We start from the raw sequence: 21,829 nt of genomic DNA, 5'->3' as shown, positions 1-21,829 counted from the left end.
GGTCTAAGGCAAGGTAGGGCCGGGATGATTTGGCAGCCTTGCCAAACTTGTCGCTGCTTTTTGCCTGCTCTTGAGCGCAGCGACTATTCAGGTAACACTACGCCTTGTCGATATGCGGTCCTCGGGTCTTCATGAGCAAACTACTTTCTTGCCTGTCCCCTCTTGCCACCTTGATTCTGGCATGGCTGGCCTTTATGTTTCTTTTGTTTTTCCCGCCGCTATGGATCTTGTGGCCTGTGCTGGTCGTGTGCCTGGGCTGGATCAATGACAGAGGGATACGTTACGCATTGGGCAATAGTGACAAGTCCAAGCCCTGGCACCTTTGGTTCAATGTAGGCGAGTGCCTGTTGGCGGCGATTGTCCTGATTTTACTGGTCCGTGACCTTGACGTCCCAGCGACCTGATTTTTTCCCTTGTTGTACGAGAAACGTGCTTATGTATTCGGACCCTTGGCTTGATCGCTGGTTACCCTTGATCGCTCAACGTGAAATTTCTTCGCCGGTACTGGAGATAGGCTGTGGTTTTGGTGACGATACGTTGACCTTGACCCAGGCAGGATTGAAGGTGATGGCTTTTGACCTCTCACCCGAATGTGTGGCAATCGCGCTGCAACGCGCTTCCGAGGCGTTGATTGAGTGCAGGGATACGCGAGGTCCCTGGCCGGAGGCGGCGAACAATCTTGAGCTGGTCCTGGCCAGCTTGTCCCTGCATTATTTTCCATGGGATGAAACCCAGGCCATTGTGCGCAGAATCTGGAATAGCTTGCGGCCTGGTGCTTTGTTTTTATGTCGTCTGAACTCCACCGAGGATGTGAACTTCGGTGCCGGGCAGGGCGAGTTGATTGAAGCCAACTTCTATTGCGACCAAGGCAATTGCAAGCGTTTCTTTGATCAGGCCAGCGTAGAGCAGTTATTTGGGGTCGAATGGCGCCGGATTTCTGTTCAGCACATGACATCGCACAAATATATAAAGCAAAAAGCGATGTGGGAGCTGGTGTTGGAAAAAGGGCAGTTGCCAGGCTGATTCCCGGAACCTGAGCATCCTGGATCTGGCAGCCGTTTCGGTCCCCTCCATCTCTCCGCTATATCTAACCAAAGAATTGGTATTTAGCCGGGTGTAACACCCTTGCTAGACTCGTTCTCATTGCTTGGAAATGGTTTCTGGAGGATGGGAAATGAAGCGGATTCAACAGACGTGGAAGGGCGTTCGGGCGGGGGCTTTGCTGGCGTTGGTGCTGGCAGCGGCAACGGCGGTTGCGGCTGAGGTCAGCATTCTGAATGTTTCGTACGACCCAACGCGTGAACTGTACGCTGAATTCAACAAGGCTTTCCAGGCGCATTACAAAGAACAAACGGGTGATAGTGTGGTCATGCGTAGTTCCCACGGTGGCTCCAGCAAGCAGGCTCGTACCGTGATTGATGGCGTGCCCGCTGATGTGGTGACACTGGGTATTTCTTCCGATATTGATCAGATCGCTCAGTCCGGACTGCTGGACAAAGGCTGGCAAGCTCGCCTGCCAGACAACAGCACGCCTTACACCTCCACGATTGTTCTGTTGGTGCGCAAGGGCAATCCCAAGGGGATTCACGACTGGAACGATTTGATTCGCTCTGATGTGAAGGTGGTTACGCCCAATCCTAAAACTTCGGCGGGGGCGCGTTGGAACTATCTGGCAGCCTGGTTATACGCCTTGAAGCAAGGTAATGGGGATGAAGCGCAGGCCCGTGACTTTGTGGCCAAGCTGTATCGCAACGTCAGCGTGCTGGATTCCGGTGCGCGTGGATCGACCACAACCTTTGTGGAGCGCGGCATTGGCGATGTATTGATTGCCTGGGAGAACGAGGCGCTCTTATCTGTCAAGGATCTGGGGCCCGATCGCTTCGATATTGTGGTGCCTTCCAGCAGTATTCTGGCCGAGCCGCCCGTGGCGCTGGTTGATGCCAATGCCGCCAAGCATGGCACGGAAAAAGTGGCCCAAGCCTATCTGGAATACCTGTATAGCTCGGAAGGTCAGGAAATCGCCGCACGTCATTTTTACCGTCCTCGCCTGGAGTCAGTGGCCGCCAAGTACCGCGATCAGTTCCCGGCGTTGAAGTTGTACAAGGTCGACGATGAGCTGGGCGGCTGGACTCAGGTTCAGGCCAAGCACTTTGCCGATGGTGGTGTGTTCGACAGCATCTACTTGAGCAAGTAACCCCTCTATCACCGAGGATCGTTCGATGTCACAGGCTCGTTGTTGGGGATTTCTACCCGCTGCCCGCAAGCAGCGGGCTTTGCCAGGCTTTGGCTTGACGATGGGTTTGTCCATCAGCTATTTGAGCCTGATTGTCCTGATCCCCTTGTCTGCTGTGTGGCTCAAGACCACCTCCATGGCGTGGTCGACCTTTTGGGAAACCATCAGTGCTGCGCGTGTCTTGGCTTCCTTGAAATTGACCTTTGGGATGGCCGCGTTGGCCGCGTTGATCAATGGTGTGTTTGGTCTGATTCTGGCCTGGGTCTTGGTGCGTTACCGCTTTCCGGGGCGTCGCATGGTGGATGCCCTGATTGATTTGCCCTTTGCCTTGCCAACGTCGGTAGCCGGCATTTCCTTGGCGGCGATTTATGCGCCTACGGGCTGGATCGGTTCCTGGGCTGAACCGTATGTAGGGCAGATTGCGTTTACCCCTTGGGGTGTGTTGATCGCCCTGGTTTTTATTGGTCTGCCTTTTGTGGTGCGTACCGTGCAGCCGGTTCTGGAAGAGCTGGAGCAGGAGCAGGAAGAGGTCAGTGCTTGTCTGGGGGCCGATCGATTCCAGACGGTTACCAAGGTGATCCTGCCCGCTATCTTGCCTGCCTGCTTGACGGGGGTAGCTCTGGCTTTTGCGCGTGCGGTGGGTGAGTACGGTTCTGTGATTTTCATTGCTGGGAATGTCCCTATGGTCTCGGAAATTACACCCTTGCTGATCGTGATCAAGCTGGAGCAGTTTGACTACGCCGGAGCCTCGGCGCTGGCCGTGTTGATGATGGTGCTGTCCTTCATTATCTTGCTGGCGATCAATCGCTTGCAGTGGTACTTGCAGTCGCGTCATTCGGGCCAGGACAATGCCAAGGCGTCCAAGGTGGCAGCGCCTTTATCGCTGGAGGGCGCACGATGAGCAGCTTGACGCTGGACTCCACCGTGCAGGCGGTGCCGGTACGGACGGCGCGCTTGCGGGCAGCGCAGGATGAAGGCCCAGTGGTCAAAGCCATCTTGATTGGTATTGCCTTGTTGTTCTTTGTGCTGTTTTTGCTGCTGCCCTTGATTCTGGTGTTCATGACGGCCTTTAGCCGGGGCATCATGCCGTATCTGTCCGCTTTGGGCGAGAGCGATGCTTTGCATGCGGCCAGCCTGACAGTGTTGGTTGCCGTGATTGCCGTGCCGTTGAATATTGCGTTTGGCCTGGCTGCCTCCTGGGCGATTGCCCGCTTTGAGTTTCGTGGCAAAAGCATTCTGACGACGCTGATCGATCTGCCATTTTCGGTATCGCCCGTGATTGCCGGTTTGATGTTTTTATTGATTTTCGGTCGGCAGGGCCCGTTTTGGGACTGGCTGGATGCGAATAATATCCGCATCGTATTCGCCTTGCCCGGTTTGGTCTTGGCGACCTTGTTTGTCACTTTCCCCTTCGTGGCGCGTGAGTTGATTCCACTGATGCAAATGCAGGGCAGTGAGGAAGAACAGGCCGCGCGGGTGCTGGGGGCCAATGGCAGGCAGATGTTCTGGCGGGTAACCCTGCCCAAGATCAAGTGGGGCTTGCTGTATGGAGTGATCCTGTGCAATGCCCGTGCCATGGGCGAGTTTGGCGCGGTGTCAGTGTTATCGGGGCATATACGGGGCCAGACCAACACGCTGCCCTTGCATGTAGAGATTGAGTACAACGACTATCACACGGTGGGCGCTTTTGCGGCGGCTTCGGTGCTGGCGGTCTTGGCTTTACTGACGTTGGCGCTTAAATTGTGGGCCGAGCGCAAAATGGTTCAAGACGGTCATCGGGGATGATCGCATTCGGAGTTCATTATGAGTATCGAAGTTCGTCATCTATCTAAACAGTTTGGTGCGTTTACAGCACTGGGTGATGTGACATTGGATTTTCCAGCGGGTGAGCTGGTGGCCTTGCTGGGGCCGTCGGGCTGCGGCAAGACGACCTTGCTGCGTATTGTGGCTGGCCTGGAACATGCGGATGCGGGCCAGGTCCTGATCAACGGCAAGGATGTGGCCGCAGTGGGCACACGTGATCGTCAGGTGGGTTTTGTGTTCCAGCACTATGCCTTGTTCCGCCACATGACCGTGTTTGAGAACGTTGCCTTTGGTTTGCGTATCAAACCACGCAAGCAGCGTTTGCCTGAAGCTCAGATTCGTCAGCGTGTGCATGAGTTATTGGAGCTGGTGCAGTTGGACTGGCTGGCCGATCGCTATCCAGCCGCTTTGTCGGGTGGTCAGCGACAGCGTATTGCTCTGGCACGTGCCTTGGCGGTGGAGCCTGGGGTCTTGCTGTTGGACGAGCCTTTTGGTGCTTTGGATGCCAAGGTGCGCAAGGAACTGCGTTCCTGGTTGCGTCGTTTGCATGACGATTTGCATATCAGTACCTTGTTTGTGACACACGATCAGGAAGAGGCCATTGAAGTGGCGGACCGGATTGTGGTGCTGAATAAAGGCCGAGTCGAACAGGAAGGTGCTCCGCAGGATGTCTATAATCATCCAGCCAGTCCGTTTGTGTATGAGTTCCTGGGGGCGGCAAATCGCTTGCCGGGCCAGTTTCAACATGGACGTTTTGTGGCTGATCCCCAGTTGGGTCAATTCGAGTCCAATCAGGCCTTGAATGGCCAGGGTACGGGTCAGGGTGAAGCGGTGGGTTATGTGCGTCCGCACGATCTGGATTTGCAGCGTCAGTTGGACGGCCAAGGTATTGTCGTGGCCGTGCAGCGTATTATTCCTTTAGGGGCGACGGTGCGGGTCGAGCTGGCCTTGAACGAAGGCCAGCGAGCCTGGGAAGCCGAGTTTGATCATCAGCGTTGGTCGCAGCTGGGTTTGCGGCCGGGTGAACGGGCCTTGGCTTTGCCGCGTAAGTTCAGTGCTTTTCCGATCGAGCCTCAGGCCGAAGTGCGTTTGTCCTGATTTTTTGCAAGTTGTTTGCAGACGGGCTGATCCACGATCAGCCCGTCTGCGTTAGTATCTTGGAGCCTGTTGCGGGGTGGATGGTAAGCAGGAAATATTATAAGAATCCAGTATTGAGAATCATTCCTGTTTCTGTTAAGATTCGATACTTCACTGGGCATCCTGTCCGGTCCCGTCATGGTCCATGCGGGTTGCAGAATGTGTAGAACGGATTATGACCGGAATTGCTTCTCAAAAGAATAATCGCTCGATGCTGGCCTTGAAGGCAACTGGGCTGGTGTTAGCTCTGGGATTGCACGTGGGTGTCGTGGCTACCATCTTGTGGACGGAAACCCCCAAGATTGTGGGCGAACCCGCCCCTATCGATGTCGTTGGGGTGACCTTGGTGGAAGTGGCGGAGTCCCCGGTTCAGCAAGAGCAGGTCAGCGCCCCTCCTGAAGAGGTCGTGGCCGAGCCGGAGCCTGACCCTGAGCCGGAGGTGGAGCCTGATCCCGAGCCTGAGCCCGAACCGGTTGTTGAGCCGGAACCCGAGCCAGAGCCTATCGTGGAAAAACCACCTGTTCCCGAGCCGCCCAAGCCTAAACCAAAACCCAAGCCAAAACCTAAGCCCAAGCCACAGCCCAAGCCCGAGGTCCCGCCCGCAGAAACGCCGCAACCTGCTCAACCAGCCGCTCCCGCCACGCAAGCAGGCCCGGCAACGGATAACCCAGCCCAAACCGTCGCCCGTTCGACAGATGGTGACCGGCCTAAGCTGATCGGTCGTGTGGATTATTTGGGGCGCCGTCCTGTGCCTGTGTATCCACGGGCATCGGAGCGCCGACGTGAGCAGGGCCGCGTGGTGGTTCGTGTAGTAATTTCAACCCAAGGAACCGTGCTGGAAGCCAAAGTGCAAAGCTCCTCAGGCTATCAACGTCTGGATGAGTCGGCGTTGAAGGCAGTACGCACAGCACGTTTTAAACCGTATACGGAAAATGGTGTGGCCTATCGTGCCATGGCCGATATTCCTTTCGACTTTGTTTACTAGGATATATCAATGATGCAGGAACTATTTCAAAGCGTATGGGTAAGCCTGGCACAAGTTGCAGGGCCTGTTACCGATCAGGCTGTCGCCAGTGTTGCTGCCGCTGAGGAAGCGACCGGGGTGCTGCACTTTATCCAGCAAAGTGATGTGGTTGGCAAGACCTTGTTCGTGATTTTGGCCTTGATGTCGGTTGCCAGTTGGTACTTGATCATCGTCAAGGGCGTGTTGTCCTTCCGCCTGAAGCGCCGTTCGCAAGGCTTTATGCGTGAGTTCTGGTCCGCCAGCTCTCTGGAGCAGGTTGAAAACGAGATTGCCACTCACGGCGCACGTGATCCATTCAGTCATTTGGCCAGCCACGCTATTCATGCTCAAAAACACCATGTGAAATACGGTGCCATGCGTCTGGAAGAGAAAGGCTCTACGGATGCTTTTGTTTCGCGCATCATGCGTAAAGTCATGGACGAGGAAACCGCCAAGCTGGAAAATGGCCTGACGCTCTTGGCTTCAGTCGGTTCTACTGCTCCGTTTGTGGGTTTGTTCGGTACGGTTTGGGGCGTGTACCACGCGCTGATCAATATCGGTTTGTCCGATGGCGTGACCTTGAACAAGATTGCTGGGCCGGTGGGTGAAGCGCTGGTCATGACCGGTCTGGGTTTGGCCGTGGCGATTCCCGCCGTGTTGGCCTATAACGCTTTTGTGCGTACCAATCGTGTTTACTTGTCGCAGCTGGATGCCTTTGCCCATGACCTGTTCACTTTCCTGACCACGGGTCAGCCTGTGCAGGATAATCAGCCTGTTCTGCGTCGTGTCCCTAGGTCGGGCGGCGGTACCGCATCGAGCTCGGCAGCGGCTGCCAAGCGGGAGGACTAATCATGGCTTTTGGCAGCTTTGACAATCGCAACTCGGGCTCTGCGCTGTCCGAGATCAATATGGTGCCGCTGATTGACGTCATGCTGGTGTTGCTGGTGATTTTTCTGATCACCGCTCCGCTGCTGTCACACTCTATCAAGATTCAGTTACCCCAGGCCACGTCCGAGCCGGTTCAGCAAGATCCCAAGACGATTGATCTGGCCATTGACGCGGAAGGACTGATCTTCGTCAATGAGCAGCCCGTTGCGTTGGAGGATCTGACCGCTACCTTGGCTCCTTACTCCAAGGATGAGCCTCAGCCTGAACTGCGTATCCGCGCTGATACCGATACGCGCTACGAAACCCTGGCCAAGGTGATGAGCCGTTCCAAGGCTTCCGGCCTGACTCGTCTGGGTTTCATTACTCGTCCCGGCCCAACGAGCAAGACTGCGGGTGAAGGCGGGGAAAGCAAGGATGGTGCAGCAGCCACCCAGCAGACAGTCGAGCCTGTGCCCGCTCAGTAATCCCTGGTTCTGGTTCGTGTTGTTTTTTCTGGCCCCTCGCTGTGTATTGGCAACGCGAGGGGCCAGTTCCGTAATAAAATCTCCCGAATGCGTGTACTAGTTATCGAAGACGACGCCATACTGGGCGCCGCATTGCAGGAATTTCTCAACGATCAGGGCTACGCTGTTGATTGGCTTCAGGAAGGTGAAAGTGCCTTGAAGGAGCTGGCTGCCCAGGTCTACGATCTTCTGCTTTTGGACTTGAACTTGCCCGGCATCAGCGGTCTGGATGTGTTGCGCCAATTGCGTCAACAGGGTAATGCCATTCCCGTTCTTATTCTGACGGCGCGTGATGGTGTGGATGACCGGGTCGGTGGGCTGGATGCGGGTGCGGACGATTACCTGATCAAACCTTTTGACCTGTCCGAGCTGGCTGCCCGTGTACGCGTATTTGGCCGCCGGCGTAGCGGTCAAGTACAGCCCGTTATTGATGTTGGCCCCTTGAGCTTTGATACCATTGGCCGCGAGCTGCGCTGTGCGGGCCAACGTGTCACTTTGTCCGTGCGGGAATTGTCCGTACTGGAGATGTTGATGATGCGCGCAGGCCGTGTCGTTACCAAGCAGCAAATTATCAACTCCTTATCTGCCTGGGATGCTGATTTCAGCGACAATGCGGTCGAGGTCTATGTGTATCGTCTGCGCAAGCGTCTGGAAGGTACCGGGGCGGTTATACAGACTGTGCGTGGCTTTGGCTATTTGCTCGATGTGGAGAACGTGGCCGAAGCATAATGGCCGCCCATCCCCGCTGTCTGAAAATCCAGGTCAACCATGCCCGATCAGCATCTTTCTCCAGCGGTAAAAACCTCCTTGTTGCGAGGCTGGCTGGAGCGTTTTTTAGCCCCCGGTTCTTTGGCCCGCAAATTGATGGGCCGTTTGTTTCCTCCAATCTCGATTCTGGTGGTGCTCGATTTGAGTGTTACCTGGATACTGACACGTCGCATGAGCCTGGAAGATTGGCTGCTGCGCGATATCTTCTGGACCATGGCGCTCAGTCAGGTCTTGCTGGTCAGTCTGATTGCCTGGGTGTTGTTGTCAGGGATTCGCTCCCAGTTGGCTTCTATTGATGATTTATCACAACAGATCCGCAACCGCTCCGATGATGACTTTGAGCGCCTGGATGCCAGTGCCTTGCCTGCGGAAGTGGTGCCGCTGGTTGAGCACTTTAATGAGCTGCTGGAACGCCAGCGTGATACCCTGCAGGCGCAAAAACGTTTTATTGGTCATGCAGCGCATCAACTGCGTACCCCGCTGACTGGTTTGCAACTCGAGTCCGAGCTGATGCTGGCGCGACCCTTGCCGGAGGACATTCGCCAACGGGCCGAGCGCATCAAAAGTGTGTCAGACCGAATGATTCGTTTAGGCCAGCAGTTGCTGGTGTTGGCGCGCACCGATGCAGACAACAATATCAAGGACAGTTTTGTGCGTCTGGATTTGTGTGAGTGGGTGCGCGAGGAGGGCGGGGACTGGTTCTTGCAGGCGCGTCAGCATGGTGTGGAAATCCATTTGCTGGCACCTGAAAAGCCGGTCTGGATTGATGCCGCCCCCATACTATTGCGGGAACTTTTGTCGAATTTGATGGATAACGCCCTGCGCTATGGGCTAGGGACAGACCGGATTGTCTTGCGGGTGGCCAGTAACCCGCCTTCCTTGTCGGTGGAGGATCACGGGCCGGGTATCGAGGCCAGCGAACAGCAGCGCGTGTTTGAGGCCTTTTACCGTTCCCCTGGCACGCAGGCGGGTGGCTCCGGTTTGGGCTTGGCCATTGTGCAGGAAATTGCCCGTGCGCATGGGGCCTGGTGGAGCCTGATGAGCCGTCCTGATTTTCCCGGTACCCGCATCACCATTGTTTTTCCCGGTCCGCGTATTGGCGCGCGTCTGACCCGGCACGATACTTTGATTGGAAATTAAGCCTTGAACACAGCAACAGAAAACCCCAAAAAAGCGGCTCAGGCCGCCTTGTTGATGGGCGCGTTAGGCGTGGTGTACGGCGATATTGGAACCAGCCCGCTCTACACCATGAAAGTGGCCTTGAGTCCTTATGGACAGCCCGGCGCCGAGCAGGTCTATGGGGTGTTGTCCTTGTTGTTCTGGCTGTTGACGGTGGTGGTCTCTATCAAGTATGTCACGGTGGTGTTGCGCCTGGACAATAAGGGGGAGGGCGGTACGTTGGCACTCATGGAGCTGGCTGCACGCGCCATTCAAGGGCCACGTCGTCAGATCATTGTGGTGCTGGGGCTGATCGGCGCGGCCTTGTTTTACGGAGACAGTATCATCACACCAGCCATCTCTGTGATGTCTGCGCTGGAGGGCATAGGGATGGTATCCCATGTGCTGGATCCCTGGATTGTGCCACTGTCGCTGGGAGTGTTGCTGGCCTTGTTCTTGATTCAGTCGCACGGCACGGGGACCATGGGCAAGCTGTTCGGCCCTATTATGCTGACCTGGTTTCTGGTGTTGGGTGGGTTGGGGTTATGGCGTGTTATTGAGCACCCGCAAGTCTTGCTGGCTTTGGATCCTCGTTGGGCCGTGGCCTTTGTGGCTGAAGCACCCTGGCAAACCTTTTTGCTGCTGGGGGCGCTGGTACTGGCGTTAACCGGTGCCGAGGCCTTGTATGCCGATATGGGGCATTTTGGTCGTCCCTTGATACGCAAAGCCTGGTTCATGATCGTGATGCCTTGTCTGGTTTTGTGCTATTTCGGTCAAGGGGCCTTGCTGATTTCTGATCCGACGGCAATTCGTAATCCTTTCTTTTTCCTGGCTCCTAACTGGGCTTTGGTGCCCATGGTCATGTTGGCCACGGTCGCGACGGTGATTGCGTCCCAGTCCGTGATTTCTGGCGCTTTCTCTGTGACCCGCCAGGCCGTTCAGCTTGGGTTCTGGCCGCGCATGATAATTCAACATACTTCGGCAAAAGAAGAAGGGCAGATTTATCTGCCGCGTGTGAATTTGCTGCTGTGTGTGGCCGTGATGATTCTGGTTCTGAGCTTTGGCTCCTCCGATCGTCTGGCCCATGCGTATGGTTTTGCCGTCACAGGCACCATGTTGATGACCAGTTTGCTGGCTTTGCTTTTGCTGCCGCGCCGTGCCAGCGGAGTCAAACGCTGGGCCTGGTTGGGTTTGTTGGGGATCTTTCTGGTTCTGGACGTGCTTTTGTTTTCGGCCAATGCGCTCAAGATCATGGAGGGTGGCTGGCTGCCCTTGTTGGTGGGCTCCGTGTTGTTGGGCCTGATGTTGACCTGGCGTCAAGGGCGCGCTGCTTTGCACGAACGCTTGCTGGAGAACAAGCAGCCGCTGAAAGAGTTTTTGTTGAATCTGGAGGAGTATGCTCCGACCCGTGTGCCGGGTACGGCGGTGTTTATGAGCACGATTCCCGACTCTGTGCCTCCGGCCTTATTGCATAACCTGAAGCACAATAAGGTTCTGCACGAGCAGGTCTTGTTCCTGACCGTGACGAGTGCCGGTGTGCCTTATGTTCCGTTTGGGGAGCGTTATGCTTTGCAACGCCTTAGCCGTGGCAGTTGGCAGGCGGTGGCGTCCTGGGGCTTCAAGCAGGAGCCTAATGTGCCGCAATTGCTGGAGCAGATTGCCCTGGAGCACCCGGAGTTGAATCTGGAGCCTATGCAAACGTCCTATTTCCTGTCGCGTCAGACAGTGATGATTCAGTCGCGTCAACCTTGGTATTTGGGCTGGCGTCGTCGCTTGTTTGCATTCATGGCTCGAAATGCCAGCCGCAGTACCCGCTTTTTCAAGATTCCGCCTAATCGTGTGGTGGAGATGGGTATACAGGTGGAGCTGTAGATGGATAGTGCTCGAAAAAACCGCCAGTAGAAATGAAGAATGGGCCTGAAAAGGCCCATTCCTTTTATGCGGCTACCTGTTCGGGCAGTCTGCAGCACAACAGGCTTACGGAGCAGGCACCACAGTCGTTGTTTCGCGCAGAATACCGCCGCCTTCTACGCTACCGCGCACGGTTGTGTCCTGGCCGGTCATGGCTTTCAGGCAATCTTGCTGGCGATCAGCGGGTAGACGATGGCAACGCGCCTGACGGTTGGCATCCATGTTGTGATCGCGTTTGTCCAGCTTGTGCTGACGCTCGGCTTGCAGGGCGGCACCAGCTTCGCGACGGCAAGTGGTGCGTTGCTCCCCGGTGAATTGCTCGCAACGCTGGATATCGCGGTGGTAGTCTTGCGACGGGGTTTGAGCCCAGGCTGCGGACGATAGCAAACCTAAGCTGAGCAAGCTTGCATTCAGAATTCGGGATGGGCGTAGACGTAGACTCATCGATCTCACTCCTTAACTTGCTAAGAGAATTAACGGCTTGGCGAGCACTGTAACGAGAAGGGATGACCAGCAGGCTGCAAAGCCTCAAAGGTGACTGCGTATGGGGCATTCCCCGATACGCAATAGACACACAGTAGTATAAGTAGAGCAGTGGCTAGTGGGGGTAATAAACTTTTTCTAAACGCTTACTTCTTGACCTGACTCTGGTCGTTGGCGTGCGGTTCGAGTACTTCTGTGGGAAGAGGCGCTTTGTGCGGCATGTCCAGGTAGCCCGGTTCATCCGGGCCATATTCAGCCAGGCGCTGGCGATGCTCTCGCTTGATGGCAGCGCGCATCAGAAGGATGGTTGTCACTGGCGAGGTAATGATCAAGAGGACACTCAGGATGAGCGGGTGCAGGATAGGGCGGCTCATTAGGTGGCTGGCGCTGATCGCCACGGCTAGCACCATAAAAAATGTACCCAGCGTATTGCCCATGGTGGGGGCGTGGATGCGGGAGTAAAAATGCTTGAAGCGTAGCAGGCCAGCCGATCCCACCAGCGCCACGATGCCGCTCAGTACCAGTAAAAGGGCGACCGGGATGGCCAGCCACCAAGGCAACAAAGTCGTATTCATGGTTCGATCACCTCGGCGCGTAGCAGAAACTTTGCCATCGCTGCCGACCCAACGAAACCAAACAGGGCAATGAGCAAGGCGATATCAAAGTACAAGGTGGAGTCAAAACGGATGCCCAGGGCTAACAGGGCCAGCATGCCGTTGATGTACATGGTGTCCAGCGCCAGCACGCGGTCGGCAGCGGAAGGGCCTTTTAGCAAGCGGATGACAGCGCAGCCCATGCCCAGGACAAAGCAGCCCAGGGCAAACTGACAGGCCCAGTAAACAATGTCTATCATTGGAAAATCTCCAGTAGCGGTTCTTGATAACGCTTCTGAATAGTGTCTAACCAGACCTGCTCGTCTTGTAAGTCCAGAATATGCAGGCTCAGGATACGGGTTTCATAATCAAAGCCGGCCCAGACGGTACCTGGTGTGTAGGTGATGATGCAGGCCAAGGCAGCCAGAGCATGCGGGTCAGTGAGTCGCAGGGGAATGGCTAAAAAACCGGGACGAGGTGCCTTGCTACCTTTCAACACCAGATGGCCGACGGCAATATTGGACAGCACAATGTCCCTGGTTACTTGGCAGACGAGTTTCAAGGCCAGAAAGGGATGGCGGATGCTGGCTTTAACCGGACGGAAAGGAATGGCGGCCAAACTCAAGGCGATGGCCAGGAATAGGCCCAACACCACATAACCGGCTGAGAGCGAGTCATTTAGCAGCAGCCACAGCCCCAGTAGCAGCAAGGGCAGGAACAGATGTTTGGTATAACGTCGCATCAGAATCCCTCCGCCTGGACAGAACGCACGGGGTTTTGCCGCAAGACCGAGCCGATGTAAATACGAGGCTCATCCAACTGTTGTGCCGTCTGTTCGAGGTACGTTGTGATGGGGCCGGCATACCAGCTCAAGATCGCGCAAGCAACAATAATGCTGGCAATGGGTGTAGCTTCGATCAGCTTCAGGCGGGGAATTGTCAAGGAACTATTGCTCCAGAACAGACGGATGCCCACACGTACCATGGCAATTAAACCGGCCACTCCTGAGATCAGCACAGCGGCTGTCAGAATCCAGGCGTTCAGCGGTTCGGGCGACTGGCCCGAGGCTTTCAGGGCGGCTGTCAGCAAGGACAGTTTGGCAACAAAGCCAGAGAGCGGTGGCAAGCCCACTATCAGTAAGGCACAGGCAATAAAGGATATGCCCAGAAACACCATTACGCCGGGGATGGCCACGCCGACCACGTCGTCGCTATTGTCGTCGGACTCCGGGTCGTCCAGATCAAAGACTTCCTGGCTGACGGCCAGCAGATCGGCACCAAAGGGTTTGGTGCGGCTGACCAGCTCCAACAGCAGGAAAAATGCACCCAGAGCCAGTACACTGCTCAGCATGTAATACAGGGCAGGGCCTGTCAGAATGACTCCTGGCATACCCAGAGCGGCCAGCAAGGTGCCAGAGGACACAATGATGCAATAACCGGCCAGTCGTTCGGGTTGTTGTGCGGCCATTACGCCGATAGCGCCGAAGGCTAGCGTGGCAATACCTGCCGGGAACATCCAGGCTACGCCAAAGGCGGCAGGGGCTCCCGTGGGAAGTAGCAGGGAGCCGATACGCAGCAGTGCGTAAATGCCCACCTTGGTCATGATGGCGAACATGGCAGCGACCGGAGCACTGGCATTGCCGTAGGCATTGGGCAGCCAGAAGTTCAACGGCCAGGCGGCGGCTTTGATCAGGAAGGCGATACCCAGGATGGCCATGGCGGATTCAAACACCAGGCGGTCTGCGTCGGGCATGGAGCCGGCACGTAGGGCTAAATCGGCCATGTTCAGGGTACCAGTGACACCGTAAATCAGGGCGATGGCGATCAGCAGCAAGAAGGAGGAGATCAGGTTGACGGCAATGTAGTGCAGTCCGGCACTGACGCGGGCGGCGCCTGAGCCGTGCAGCATCAGACCGTAGGACGCAGCCAGCAAAACCTCGAAAAATACAAATAGATTGAACAGGTCACCCGTCAGGAAAGCGCCATTCAAGCCCATTAGAAGCAACTGGAACAAGGAATGGAAATGCACCCCTACGCGATCCCAGCGGGCTAGTGAATAGAACCAACAGCAAAAGGCCAGCACATTGGTCAGCACCAGCAAGAAAGCGGCCAGCCGGTCAACGACCAGCACAATCCCAAAGGGGGCGGGCCAGTCACCGAGCAGGTAAACACCAACGGATTGCGGCCAGATCGGGGGCAGTGTGCCGTCGGCCAGTAACAATAGATATACGGCACAAAACAATTGGGCCAATAAGGAGCCAAAGGCGATCAGCAGTTTGTAGTGACGGCGCTTGTCGCGAAGCATCACCATCAGTGCCGCCGCTACCATGGGGATGGCAACGGGTAAGACGGGCAAGTGTTGGTTGAGTAGACTCACAGGTCGTCTTCCTCGCGGCCATCAACGTGGTCAGTGCCGCTCAGGCCGCGATTGGCCAGAATGACGACCAGAAACAAGGCGGTGGTGGCAAAGCCAATCACAATCGCGGTCAACACCAGGGCCTGGGGCAGGGGGTCCGCATAGTCTGCCCCCAGATTGCTGGCGTTGATAACAGGAGCGGCACTGATTTTGAGTCTGCCCATGCTGAAGATGAACAGATTCACGGCATAGGACACTAAAGCCAGTCCCATGATGACCTGAAAGGTACGTGGGCGCAGCAGCAGCCAGACGCCTGAGCCGGCCAGAACACCAATCGCAATTGAAAGCACGATTTCCATTATTTTTCCTCCATCCCGGATGCAGCGTTCGAGGCGGATTGCAACGACGGCAGTTTGCGATAAAACCGTAGAGACTGGTGGGCCAATGCGATCAAAATCAGGATGGTGGAGCCAATCACCAGCATGAACACGCCGATGTCAAAAATCAGTGCGCTGGAGGTATGCACATCACCAATCAGGGGCAGATGCAGATCCCAGCTTTGGGCGGACAGGAAGGGCTTGTTAAAGGCCCAGACCAGCATGGCGGCCACACCGGCGGTCAGCAGGCCCAAGCCAATCCAGGTTTGCGGCTGAATCAGGGGGCGGGACTCCATCCACACCACGCCGCTGACCATGTACTGCAAGATAATGCCGGTTGCCATGATCAGGCCTCCCACAAAACCACCACCAGGCAGGTTGTGCCCGCGCAGCAGGAAGTACAAGGCGATCAGCGTAGAGATAGGCAGTAACAAGCGCAGCAAGACGGCAGGAATCTGCATGATGCCTTCGGGCAGGGCAGTTTTGGGGTCGGGCTCGACAAAGACGGCTTCACGGCTATCCTTGACGTTTTGGCGACGGGCCAGAGGCTGGGCGATGGCTTCAATAGGCGGACGGAATCGACGCAGCAGGGCAAAGACCGTCAAGGCCACAATAGCCAGTACCACGATTTCGCCAAAGGTATCGAAGCCACGGAAGTCAACCAGAATCACGTTGACTACGTTGGCCCCGCCGCCCAGTGGCAGTGCTTTCTCGATAAAAAAGGGCGAGATGCCGCTGGGGTGAGGGCGCGTCATCATGGCGTAGGCCAGGGCTGCAATACCGCAACCGGCCAGAATGGCAATAATCAAGTCGCGGCTGCGGCGGAGCAGGGCGCGGGCACTCTTGTCCTGGTTGCCGGGCATATCGCTGACTCGCTGTGGCAACCAGCGCAGGCCCAGCAAAATCAGCACAACGGTGACGACTTCCACGGCCAATTGAGTCAGGGCCAGGTCAGGGGCCGACAGCCAGGCAAAGGTCAGGCTGGTAACCAGACCTGCCCCGCCAGACAGCAGCAAGGAGGCTGGACGGTGGAACTTGGCTTGACGGGCCGCACCAATCGCGCAGGCAATTCCCACTACCCACATCAGGGCAAAGAAGGGATCGATAGGTGTGGAAATGGTGGATTTGAACCAGTTTCCACGGACCAGGGGCAAGGCGGCAACGCACAGGGTGGCCACCACAATCAACAGCATCTGACGTTGCAGGCGTGGTGAGTAGAGCTTGCCTACCGCCCAGTTTGCGGCCACTTCCAGATACTCCATGGCCAGCTCAAAGAAGCGCCGGCCATCGGCACGGTTTAGCAAGGGTGTACGGCCTTGACGGTTTTTGTAGAAGCGGTTGATGATCAGAACGAAGAGGACGCCCATGCCGGTGGCAAGCAGGCTCATGATCAAGGGCAGGTTGAAACCATGCCAGACGGCCAGATTGTATTGGGGCATTTCAGCGCCCAGAATAGCGTTGGCCGCCGTATGCAGGAAGGGACCAAAAGTCAGGCTGGGAATCATGCCGACCAATAAACAGGTCAGTACCAAAATAGCACTGGGGATCAACATGCGGCGAGGGGGCTCATGCGGCTCTCGTGGCAAGTCGGTGGCGACGGGGCCAAAGAAGACCTGAGCGATAAAGCGGAGGGAATAGGCAACGCTAAAGGCCCCGGCAATGACTGCAACAATGGGTAGGGCGTACTCCCAGGTATTGCCGTTACCGGCCAGAATGGTCTCGGCAAAGAACATTTCCTTGGAAATAAAGCCATTCAACAGGGGGACGCCAGCCATGGCGGCCGCAGCGACGGTCGCCAGAGTGGCCGTCAAGGGCATGGCGTGACGTAGACCTGATAGCCGATTCAGGTTACGGGTACCTGTTTCGTGGTCCACGATACCGGCTGCCATGAACAAAGAGGCCTTGAAGGTGGCATGGTTCATCATGTGAAACAGCGCCGCGACCAGCGCAAGCGGGCTGTTCAGGCCCAGCAGCAAGGTAATCAGACCCAGGTGACTAATCGTGGAGTAGGCCAGCACGCCTTTCATATCCCGCTGGAACATGGCGACGTAGGCCCCCAGCGTCAGAGAGCACAGACCCGCGCCACCAATAATGACAGCCCATTCAGTCGTTCCAGACAGCGCGGGCCACAGGCGTGCCAACAGGAATACTCCGGCCTTGACCATGGTGGCCGAGTGTAAATACGCCGACACGGGAGTGGGGGCGGCCATGGCATGAGGTAGCCAGATATGAAAGGGGAACTGGGCGCTTTTAGTGAGCGCGCCCAAGGCAATCAGGACCAGCATCCCGGTATACCAAGGATGGTTGCGAATCTGCTCGCCCGACTCCAGAACCACGCTCAGGTCATAACTGCCAGCGGCCTGGCCAAGCATGAGCACACCCGCCAGTAAGCAGAACCCCCCAGTACCTGTAATGATCAGCGACATGCGCGCGCCCCGGCGCGCATCCATGCGGTGATACCAATAGGCGATCAGCATGAAGGAGGAGATACTTGTCAGCTCCCAAAATACGACCAACTGAATCAGGTTGCCCGACAGTACCACTCCCAGCATCGAACCCATGAAGGCTTGCAGAAAGGAAAAAAAGCGCCGGACCGGATCTTGGGCCGACAGGTAGTAATGCGCATAAAGGGCAATCAAGGCCCCCATGGCGGTAATGATGATACTGAACAGCCAGGCATAGCCGTCCATGCGCAGTTTGAAGGTCAGGCCATGAGCAGGGATCCAGGAGCGTGACGACTCTACTATTTCTCCGCGCGCAATGTCTGGATAGGCGTAGAGAGTCAATAAGGTGCAGGTAACGGCAACAGCGCCCGCAAGAGATGCTTGGAGTTTGCGAGAGTTCGCGGGCATCAAGGAAGATAGCAAACTACCGATGAACGGCAGTGCTAGGATCACGAGCAAATACATCTGACTCCAACTGGCGGTAATTTGGGCGGCTTGCGCTTAATAATACGATATATGAAGCTAATTTCAGCTCAACGGCGATAAAAAAAGCGTTTTTTTAGTTCTTGCGGCCTTGATGCAGGTCAAGCGCCTGCCCGAGGTTTTCTCTCACAATAAATGCTTGACTAGAAGAAATCGGTCTTTTTCAGGAGGACCCTCAATGCCGCAAACTTTGGAAGCATCGGATACCCGTGCCCCGACCGCGCAAGATATTGAAATCTCAGAAGCCTTGATCCGGCGCTTTGATCGTTCCGGACCGCGTTATACCTCCTACCCCACCGCAGACCGTTTCTTTCAGGATTTTCCCGCCCAGCCTTATATTCACGAGCTATCGCGACGGGCCTTGAGCAGCAGTAATCCTCCCTTGTCGGTGTACCTGCACATTCCGTTTTGCCAGTCGCTTTGCTACTTTTGTGCCTGCAATAAAATTATTACGCAAGACCGTAGCAAGAGCGAGCAGTACCTGGATTACTTGCTGCGCGAAATTGATATGGTCACCCAATATATGGATGCGGACAGGCGCACCGAACAATTGCACTTGGGCGGCGGCTCACCCACTTTCCTGGACAATGAACAATTGGCCCGCCTGATGGCCAAGCTTAACGAGCAGTTCGCGTTCACGGACGATGCAGAACTGGGCATCGAAATCGACCCGCGTACCTTGGGGCAAGGTACGCTCCAGAACTTGGCGGCTCTGGGCTTTAACCGTACCAGCTTTGGGGTACAGGATTTTGACCCCGACGTGCAAAAAGCGATTAACCGTATCCAGCCTTTCGAGATGGTCAAACGCGCCATAGAAGAAGGCCGCGCAGCCGGTTTTCAATCCATCAACACGGACCTGATCTACGGTCTGCCTTTGCAGACCCTGGAAAGCTTTGCCATCACGATTGATTCGCTGGTGCAACTGCGGCCAGATCGGATTGCTCTTTATAACTACGCGCACTTGCCAACCCGCTTTAAGGCTCAACGTTTGATTAACGAACAAGAGCTGCCAGACGCCGACCAGCGTCTGCAACTGTTCCTGATGTCCTCTCAGCGTCTGCTGGATGCGGGCTATGTCTACATTGGTCTGGATCACTTTGCTTTGCCGACAGACGAGTTGAATCTGGCTCGCCTGGACGGCAGCCTGCACCGCAACTTCCAGGGCTACACCACTCGCGCAGCCTGTGATCTGGTTTCTTTCGGCGTGTCGTCCATCGGTCAGGTGGGCACCATGCATGTGCAAAATGCCCGTAGCCTGCGCCATTATTACGCCGATATAGATCAGGGGCGTCTACCGATCGAGCGCGGCATTGTGATGCAGCAGGATGATCGCTTGCGGGCGGAAGTCATCATGCATTTGATGTGTAGCATGCCAGTGCCTATTGCGCGTCTGGAGGCGCGTTATGGCATTGATTTTTCTAGCTACTTCTCTTCTGAGCTGCAGGAGCTCCACAGCTATGCCCAAGCCGGTTTGCTGACTGTCGATTCCCAGTCTATCCAGGTGCTGCCCAAAGGTCGTTTGTTTGTGCGTGCTTACAGCATGGTGTTCGACAAGTATTTGAGCCAGGAAAGCGGTGCGCGCTATTCCCGCCTGATTTAACACAGTGGCTGTCTTGGCAGACAGCCACGATTCTATTGCCCTGTTTCTGGTCCCGACGTGGCCGGCAGGTTCTTGCATCAACCTAAGGTATTAACATCGTGCTAAAGACGGATTTACGTCTCATGTCCCTGAAGGGAAAACTGCTTTTGCCTATTGTTCAAGGCGGCATGGGAGTCGGTATTTCGGCGTCCCGACTGGCGGGTACAGTGGCTGCATTGGGTGGACTGGGGACGATCTCCAGCGTGGATTTACGGCGCCATCACGAAGATCTCATGGACAGCACTGGAGGGGATGTCGAAAAAGGCGTAGTCGATGCGGCCAATTTGCAGGCGCTGGACCGTGAAATCCATCGTGCCCGAGAGCGATCGGGGGGGAAGGGCGGGATTGCCGTGAACATCATGAAGGCCGTTTCGCAGTATCCCGAGTATGTACGTCAGTCCTGCGAGAGTGGGGCAGACGCAGTGGTGGTGGGGGCTGGTTTGCCACTGGATTTGCCTGAACTGGTTCAGGATCACCCTAAAGTTGCCTTGATTCCTATTCTGTCCGATGTACGCGGCGTCACCCTGTTAGTGAAAAAATGGCTACGCCGCAAGCGTTTGCCCGATGCGGTTGTTCTGGAAAACCCCCGTTATGCTGCAGGTCATCTGGGGGCCGCTGACGATCAATCGTTGAGCAAGCCTGAATATGCTTTCCAGCGCGTATTGGAGGGGTGTCGTGCCTTGTTCCGTGAAATGGGCCTGGAGGCTGAGCGCATTCCTTTGATCGCCGCAGGCGGGATTCATCGCCCTGAACAGTTGCGACAATTAATGGATTGGGGCGCAGACGGCGTGCAAATGGGAACCGCATTTGCAGTTACCGAAGAAGGCGATGCCCACGAGAACTTCAAACGTGTATTGTTGGATGCAGAACCCAAGGACATTGTGACTTTCATGAGTGTGGCCGGCTTGCCCGCTCGTGCTGTCCGTACGCCTTGGCTGGATGCCTATTTGCACAAAGAGAAAAAGCTGCAATCGGTGGCGCGAGAACGTGCCTGCACGGAAGGCTTTGATTGTCTGGCACATTGCGGCTTGCGTGATGGCGTGCAGCGCCATGGCCAGTTTTGTATTGACCGCCAACTGGCCTATGCCTTGAAAGGGGATGTGGAGCGTGGCCTGTTTTTCCGTAGCTCCGAAGCCTTGCCTTTTGGCAAGGCCATGAAGTCGGTGCGCGAACTGATGGACTATATGTTGAATGGCCGTAGCAAGAAGCCTGGTGTGGTTCCTGCGGGCTAAAATGGTGGCGTCACGAAGGGGACGGTGATGCTCCGTCGCTTCGTCACGCCTCCTTAGCAGGCTCAGCGTGTCCAGCGTATTTGAGCCACTCAAAGAGCGATCTTGATAAGAGCAAAAGGATCGACTGGGTTTTAACCCTTGATTTCTCGTATTAAATTTTCCTCGCTACCATCAATGGTATGGACCGCCTCACGCCTTTGCGTTTCCAGCGCCAGGCGTCGTGCAATTGCATAGCATTCTTCAATATGCTGGTTACCCACTTTACGCAGCACGACAAAGCTGATGGATGCCGAGATGGCACTCCCGATCAGGGGGACATATTTGGCGCCGTATTTGCCGGCCAGTTTTTTAGCACCCAGGCGCACCAAAATATTGATGACACGATCCGTTGTCAGAACCCGTCCCACCATGCCCAGTCCCATACTGGTTCCGCCGACGACAACCAGCTTTTTCAGTTCAGGGCTGAGGGCGTCCACATCATTGGCGGTCAGCCCAAAGCGGGCATTGATGATAGGAATGACTTTCATCAAAATCGCCACGTCCGCGCCCATATCCACGCCAGGGATGGGCACCACGGCAGCCGCCGCTGATAGCAAGGCGCGCTGACTGATCAGTTTGCGGCATTCTTTGCGGGTTTTATCCAATTCCTGCAGTGTCATCGTGCTCATGTGTCTGTCCTGAGATCAAGGCGAATGGATCCGTGTACGCGTTAAAGACATAGGGAGTGGGTAGGCCGGGTTTCCAGTAAGGGCGGGAGTAATTGTGCTTCTAATCGTAGTTGATATCGCCCGTTTTAGGAAAAAAGCTCGGTATTGGTCG

General features: G+C 55.9%; 22 protein-coding genes. 14 read left to right on the top strand and 8 right to left on the bottom strand.

Annotated features, from left to right (window positions below; all coding sequences use genetic code 11):
- The first annotated feature begins 131 nt into the window (after positions 1-131).
- The 12 genes from ACDI13_RS01185 to ACDI13_RS01130 all read left to right on the top strand — a co-directional run bounded on the left by ACDI13_RS01185 (position 132) and on the right by ACDI13_RS01130 (position 11,365).
- The gene (locus tag ACDI13_RS01185) at positions 132-404 is read left to right on the top strand and encodes a hypothetical protein (protein ID WP_316989350.1); all 273 of its coding nucleotides are present in this window, start codon (positions 132-134) and stop codon (positions 402-404) included.
- A 31-nt stretch (positions 405-435) separates the two neighbouring features.
- A complete protein-coding gene (locus tag ACDI13_RS01180) occupies positions 436-1,023 on the top strand; it encodes a class I SAM-dependent methyltransferase (protein ID WP_316989351.1) in 588 nt (195 codons plus the stop codon).
- A 151-nt stretch (positions 1,024-1,174) separates the two neighbouring features.
- On the top strand, positions 1,175-2,194 hold the full coding sequence (locus tag ACDI13_RS01175; protein ID WP_316989352.1) for a sulfate ABC transporter substrate-binding protein: 1,020 nt from the start codon (positions 1,175-1,177) through the stop codon (positions 2,192-2,194).
- A 25-nt stretch (positions 2,195-2,219) separates the two neighbouring features.
- Positions 2,220-3,134 carry a sulfate ABC transporter permease subunit CysT gene (gene cysT, locus ACDI13_RS01170; RefSeq protein ID WP_316989353.1) on the top strand — a complete coding sequence of 305 codons (915 nt, stop codon included), beginning with the start codon at positions 2,220-2,222 and terminating at the stop codon, positions 3,132-3,134.
- Complete coding sequence (gene cysW, locus ACDI13_RS01165) at positions 3,131-4,018, top strand: sulfate ABC transporter permease subunit CysW (protein ID WP_316989354.1); 888 nt, start codon at positions 3,131-3,133, stop codon at positions 4,016-4,018. Before cysT ends, cysW begins: the two co-directional genes overlap by 4 nt.
- An 18-nt stretch (positions 4,019-4,036) precedes the next feature.
- The gene (locus ACDI13_RS01160) at positions 4,037-5,134 is read left to right on the top strand and encodes a sulfate ABC transporter ATP-binding protein (RefSeq protein WP_316989355.1); all 1,098 of its coding nucleotides are present in this window, start codon (positions 4,037-4,039) and stop codon (positions 5,132-5,134) included.
- A 250-nt stretch (positions 5,135-5,384) separates the two neighbouring features.
- Entirely contained in the window at positions 5,385-6,158 is a 774-nt protein-coding gene (locus ACDI13_RS01155) for an energy transducer TonB (protein ID WP_316989745.1), read from the top strand.
- A 9-nt stretch (positions 6,159-6,167) separates the two neighbouring features.
- The gene (locus tag ACDI13_RS01150) at positions 6,168-7,025 is read left to right on the top strand and encodes a MotA/TolQ/ExbB proton channel family protein (RefSeq protein ID WP_316989742.1); all 858 of its coding nucleotides are present in this window, start codon (positions 6,168-6,170) and stop codon (positions 7,023-7,025) included.
- A 2-nt stretch (positions 7,026-7,027) separates the two neighbouring features.
- The gene (locus tag ACDI13_RS01145) at positions 7,028-7,528 is read left to right on the top strand and encodes a biopolymer transporter ExbD (protein ID WP_316989741.1); all 501 of its coding nucleotides are present in this window, start codon (positions 7,028-7,030) and stop codon (positions 7,526-7,528) included.
- Positions 7,529-7,615: 87 nt separating this feature from the next.
- Entirely contained in the window at positions 7,616-8,296 is a 681-nt protein-coding gene (locus ACDI13_RS01140; RefSeq protein WP_316989740.1) for a response regulator transcription factor, read from the top strand.
- A 39-nt stretch (positions 8,297-8,335) separates the two neighbouring features.
- Positions 8,336-9,475, top strand: coding sequence for a HAMP domain-containing sensor histidine kinase (locus tag ACDI13_RS01135; RefSeq protein ID WP_316989739.1), 1,140 nt, complete (start codon positions 8,336-8,338; stop codon positions 9,473-9,475).
- 54 nt (positions 9,476-9,529) lie between these two features.
- Complete coding sequence (locus ACDI13_RS01130) at positions 9,530-11,365, top strand: potassium transporter Kup (protein ID WP_316989744.1); 1,836 nt, start codon at positions 9,530-9,532, stop codon at positions 11,363-11,365.
- Positions 11,366-11,470: 105 nt separating this feature from the next.
- On the opposite strand, the gene ACDI13_RS01125 is transcribed toward ACDI13_RS01130, so the two are convergent.
- The 7 genes from ACDI13_RS01125 to ACDI13_RS01095 all read right to left on the bottom strand — a co-directional run bounded on the left by ACDI13_RS01125 (position 11,471) and on the right by ACDI13_RS01095 (position 18,121).
- Positions 11,471-11,848: a hypothetical protein gene (locus ACDI13_RS01125; protein WP_316989738.1), complete on the bottom strand. Its 378-nt coding sequence runs from the start codon at positions 11,846-11,848 to the stop codon at positions 11,471-11,473.
- A gap of 185 nt (positions 11,849-12,033) precedes the next feature.
- On the bottom strand, positions 12,034-12,462 hold the full coding sequence (gene mnhG / locus ACDI13_RS01120) for a monovalent cation/H(+) antiporter subunit G (RefSeq protein ID WP_316989737.1): 429 nt from the start codon (positions 12,460-12,462) through the stop codon (positions 12,034-12,036).
- Positions 12,459-12,740 carry a K+/H+ antiporter subunit F gene (locus ACDI13_RS01115; RefSeq protein WP_009461751.1) on the bottom strand — a complete coding sequence of 94 codons (282 nt, stop codon included), beginning with the start codon at positions 12,738-12,740 and terminating at the stop codon, positions 12,459-12,461. Before ACDI13_RS01115 ends, mnhG begins: the two co-directional genes overlap by 4 nt.
- Complete coding sequence (locus ACDI13_RS01110; protein ID WP_316989736.1) at positions 12,737-13,222, bottom strand: Na+/H+ antiporter subunit E; 486 nt, start codon at positions 13,220-13,222, stop codon at positions 12,737-12,739. The genes ACDI13_RS01115 and ACDI13_RS01110 overlap by 4 nt, the downstream gene beginning before the upstream one ends.
- Positions 13,222-14,808 (bottom strand): monovalent cation/H+ antiporter subunit D, encoded by a 1,587-nt coding sequence (locus ACDI13_RS01105; protein WP_316989743.1) that lies wholly within the window; start codon positions 14,806-14,808, stop codon positions 13,222-13,224. The genes ACDI13_RS01110 and ACDI13_RS01105 overlap by 1 nt, the downstream gene beginning before the upstream one ends.
- 44 nt (positions 14,809-14,852) lie before the next feature.
- Positions 14,853-15,194 (bottom strand): Na+/H+ antiporter subunit C, encoded by a 342-nt coding sequence (locus ACDI13_RS01100; RefSeq protein WP_316989735.1) that lies wholly within the window; start codon positions 15,192-15,194, stop codon positions 14,853-14,855.
- On the bottom strand, positions 15,194-18,121 hold the full coding sequence (locus ACDI13_RS01095; protein WP_316989734.1) for a monovalent cation/H+ antiporter subunit A: 2,928 nt from the start codon (positions 18,119-18,121) through the stop codon (positions 15,194-15,196). Before ACDI13_RS01095 ends, ACDI13_RS01100 begins: the two co-directional genes overlap by 1 nt.
- A 196-nt stretch (positions 18,122-18,317) precedes the next feature.
- On the opposite strand from ACDI13_RS01095, the gene hemN reads away from it, so the two are divergent.
- On the top strand, positions 18,318-19,739 hold the full coding sequence (hemN, locus tag ACDI13_RS01090; protein ID WP_316989733.1) for an oxygen-independent coproporphyrinogen III oxidase: 1,422 nt from the start codon (positions 18,318-18,320) through the stop codon (positions 19,737-19,739).
- A gap of 122 nt (positions 19,740-19,861) precedes the next feature.
- Positions 19,862-21,010, top strand: a complete 1,149-nt coding sequence (locus tag ACDI13_RS01085; protein ID WP_316989732.1) for a nitronate monooxygenase family protein — start codon at positions 19,862-19,864, stop codon at positions 21,008-21,010.
- Positions 21,011-21,141: 131 nt separating this feature from the next.
- Here ACDI13_RS01085 and ACDI13_RS01080 read toward each other — a convergent pair whose 3' ends face one another.
- Positions 21,142-21,678: a hypothetical protein gene (locus ACDI13_RS01080; RefSeq protein ID WP_316989731.1), complete on the bottom strand. Its 537-nt coding sequence runs from the start codon at positions 21,676-21,678 to the stop codon at positions 21,142-21,144.
- Positions 21,679-21,829: the final 151 nt, after the last annotated feature.

The sequence above is a fragment of the Alcaligenes faecalis genome (genome assembly GCF_041521385.1).
GTDB classification, from domain to species: Bacteria; Pseudomonadota; Gammaproteobacteria; order Burkholderiales; family Burkholderiaceae_B; genus Alcaligenes; species Alcaligenes faecalis_E.
The sequence above is the reverse complement of the archived record's forward strand: the minus strand, read 5'-3'. Positions and strand labels throughout refer to the sequence as shown.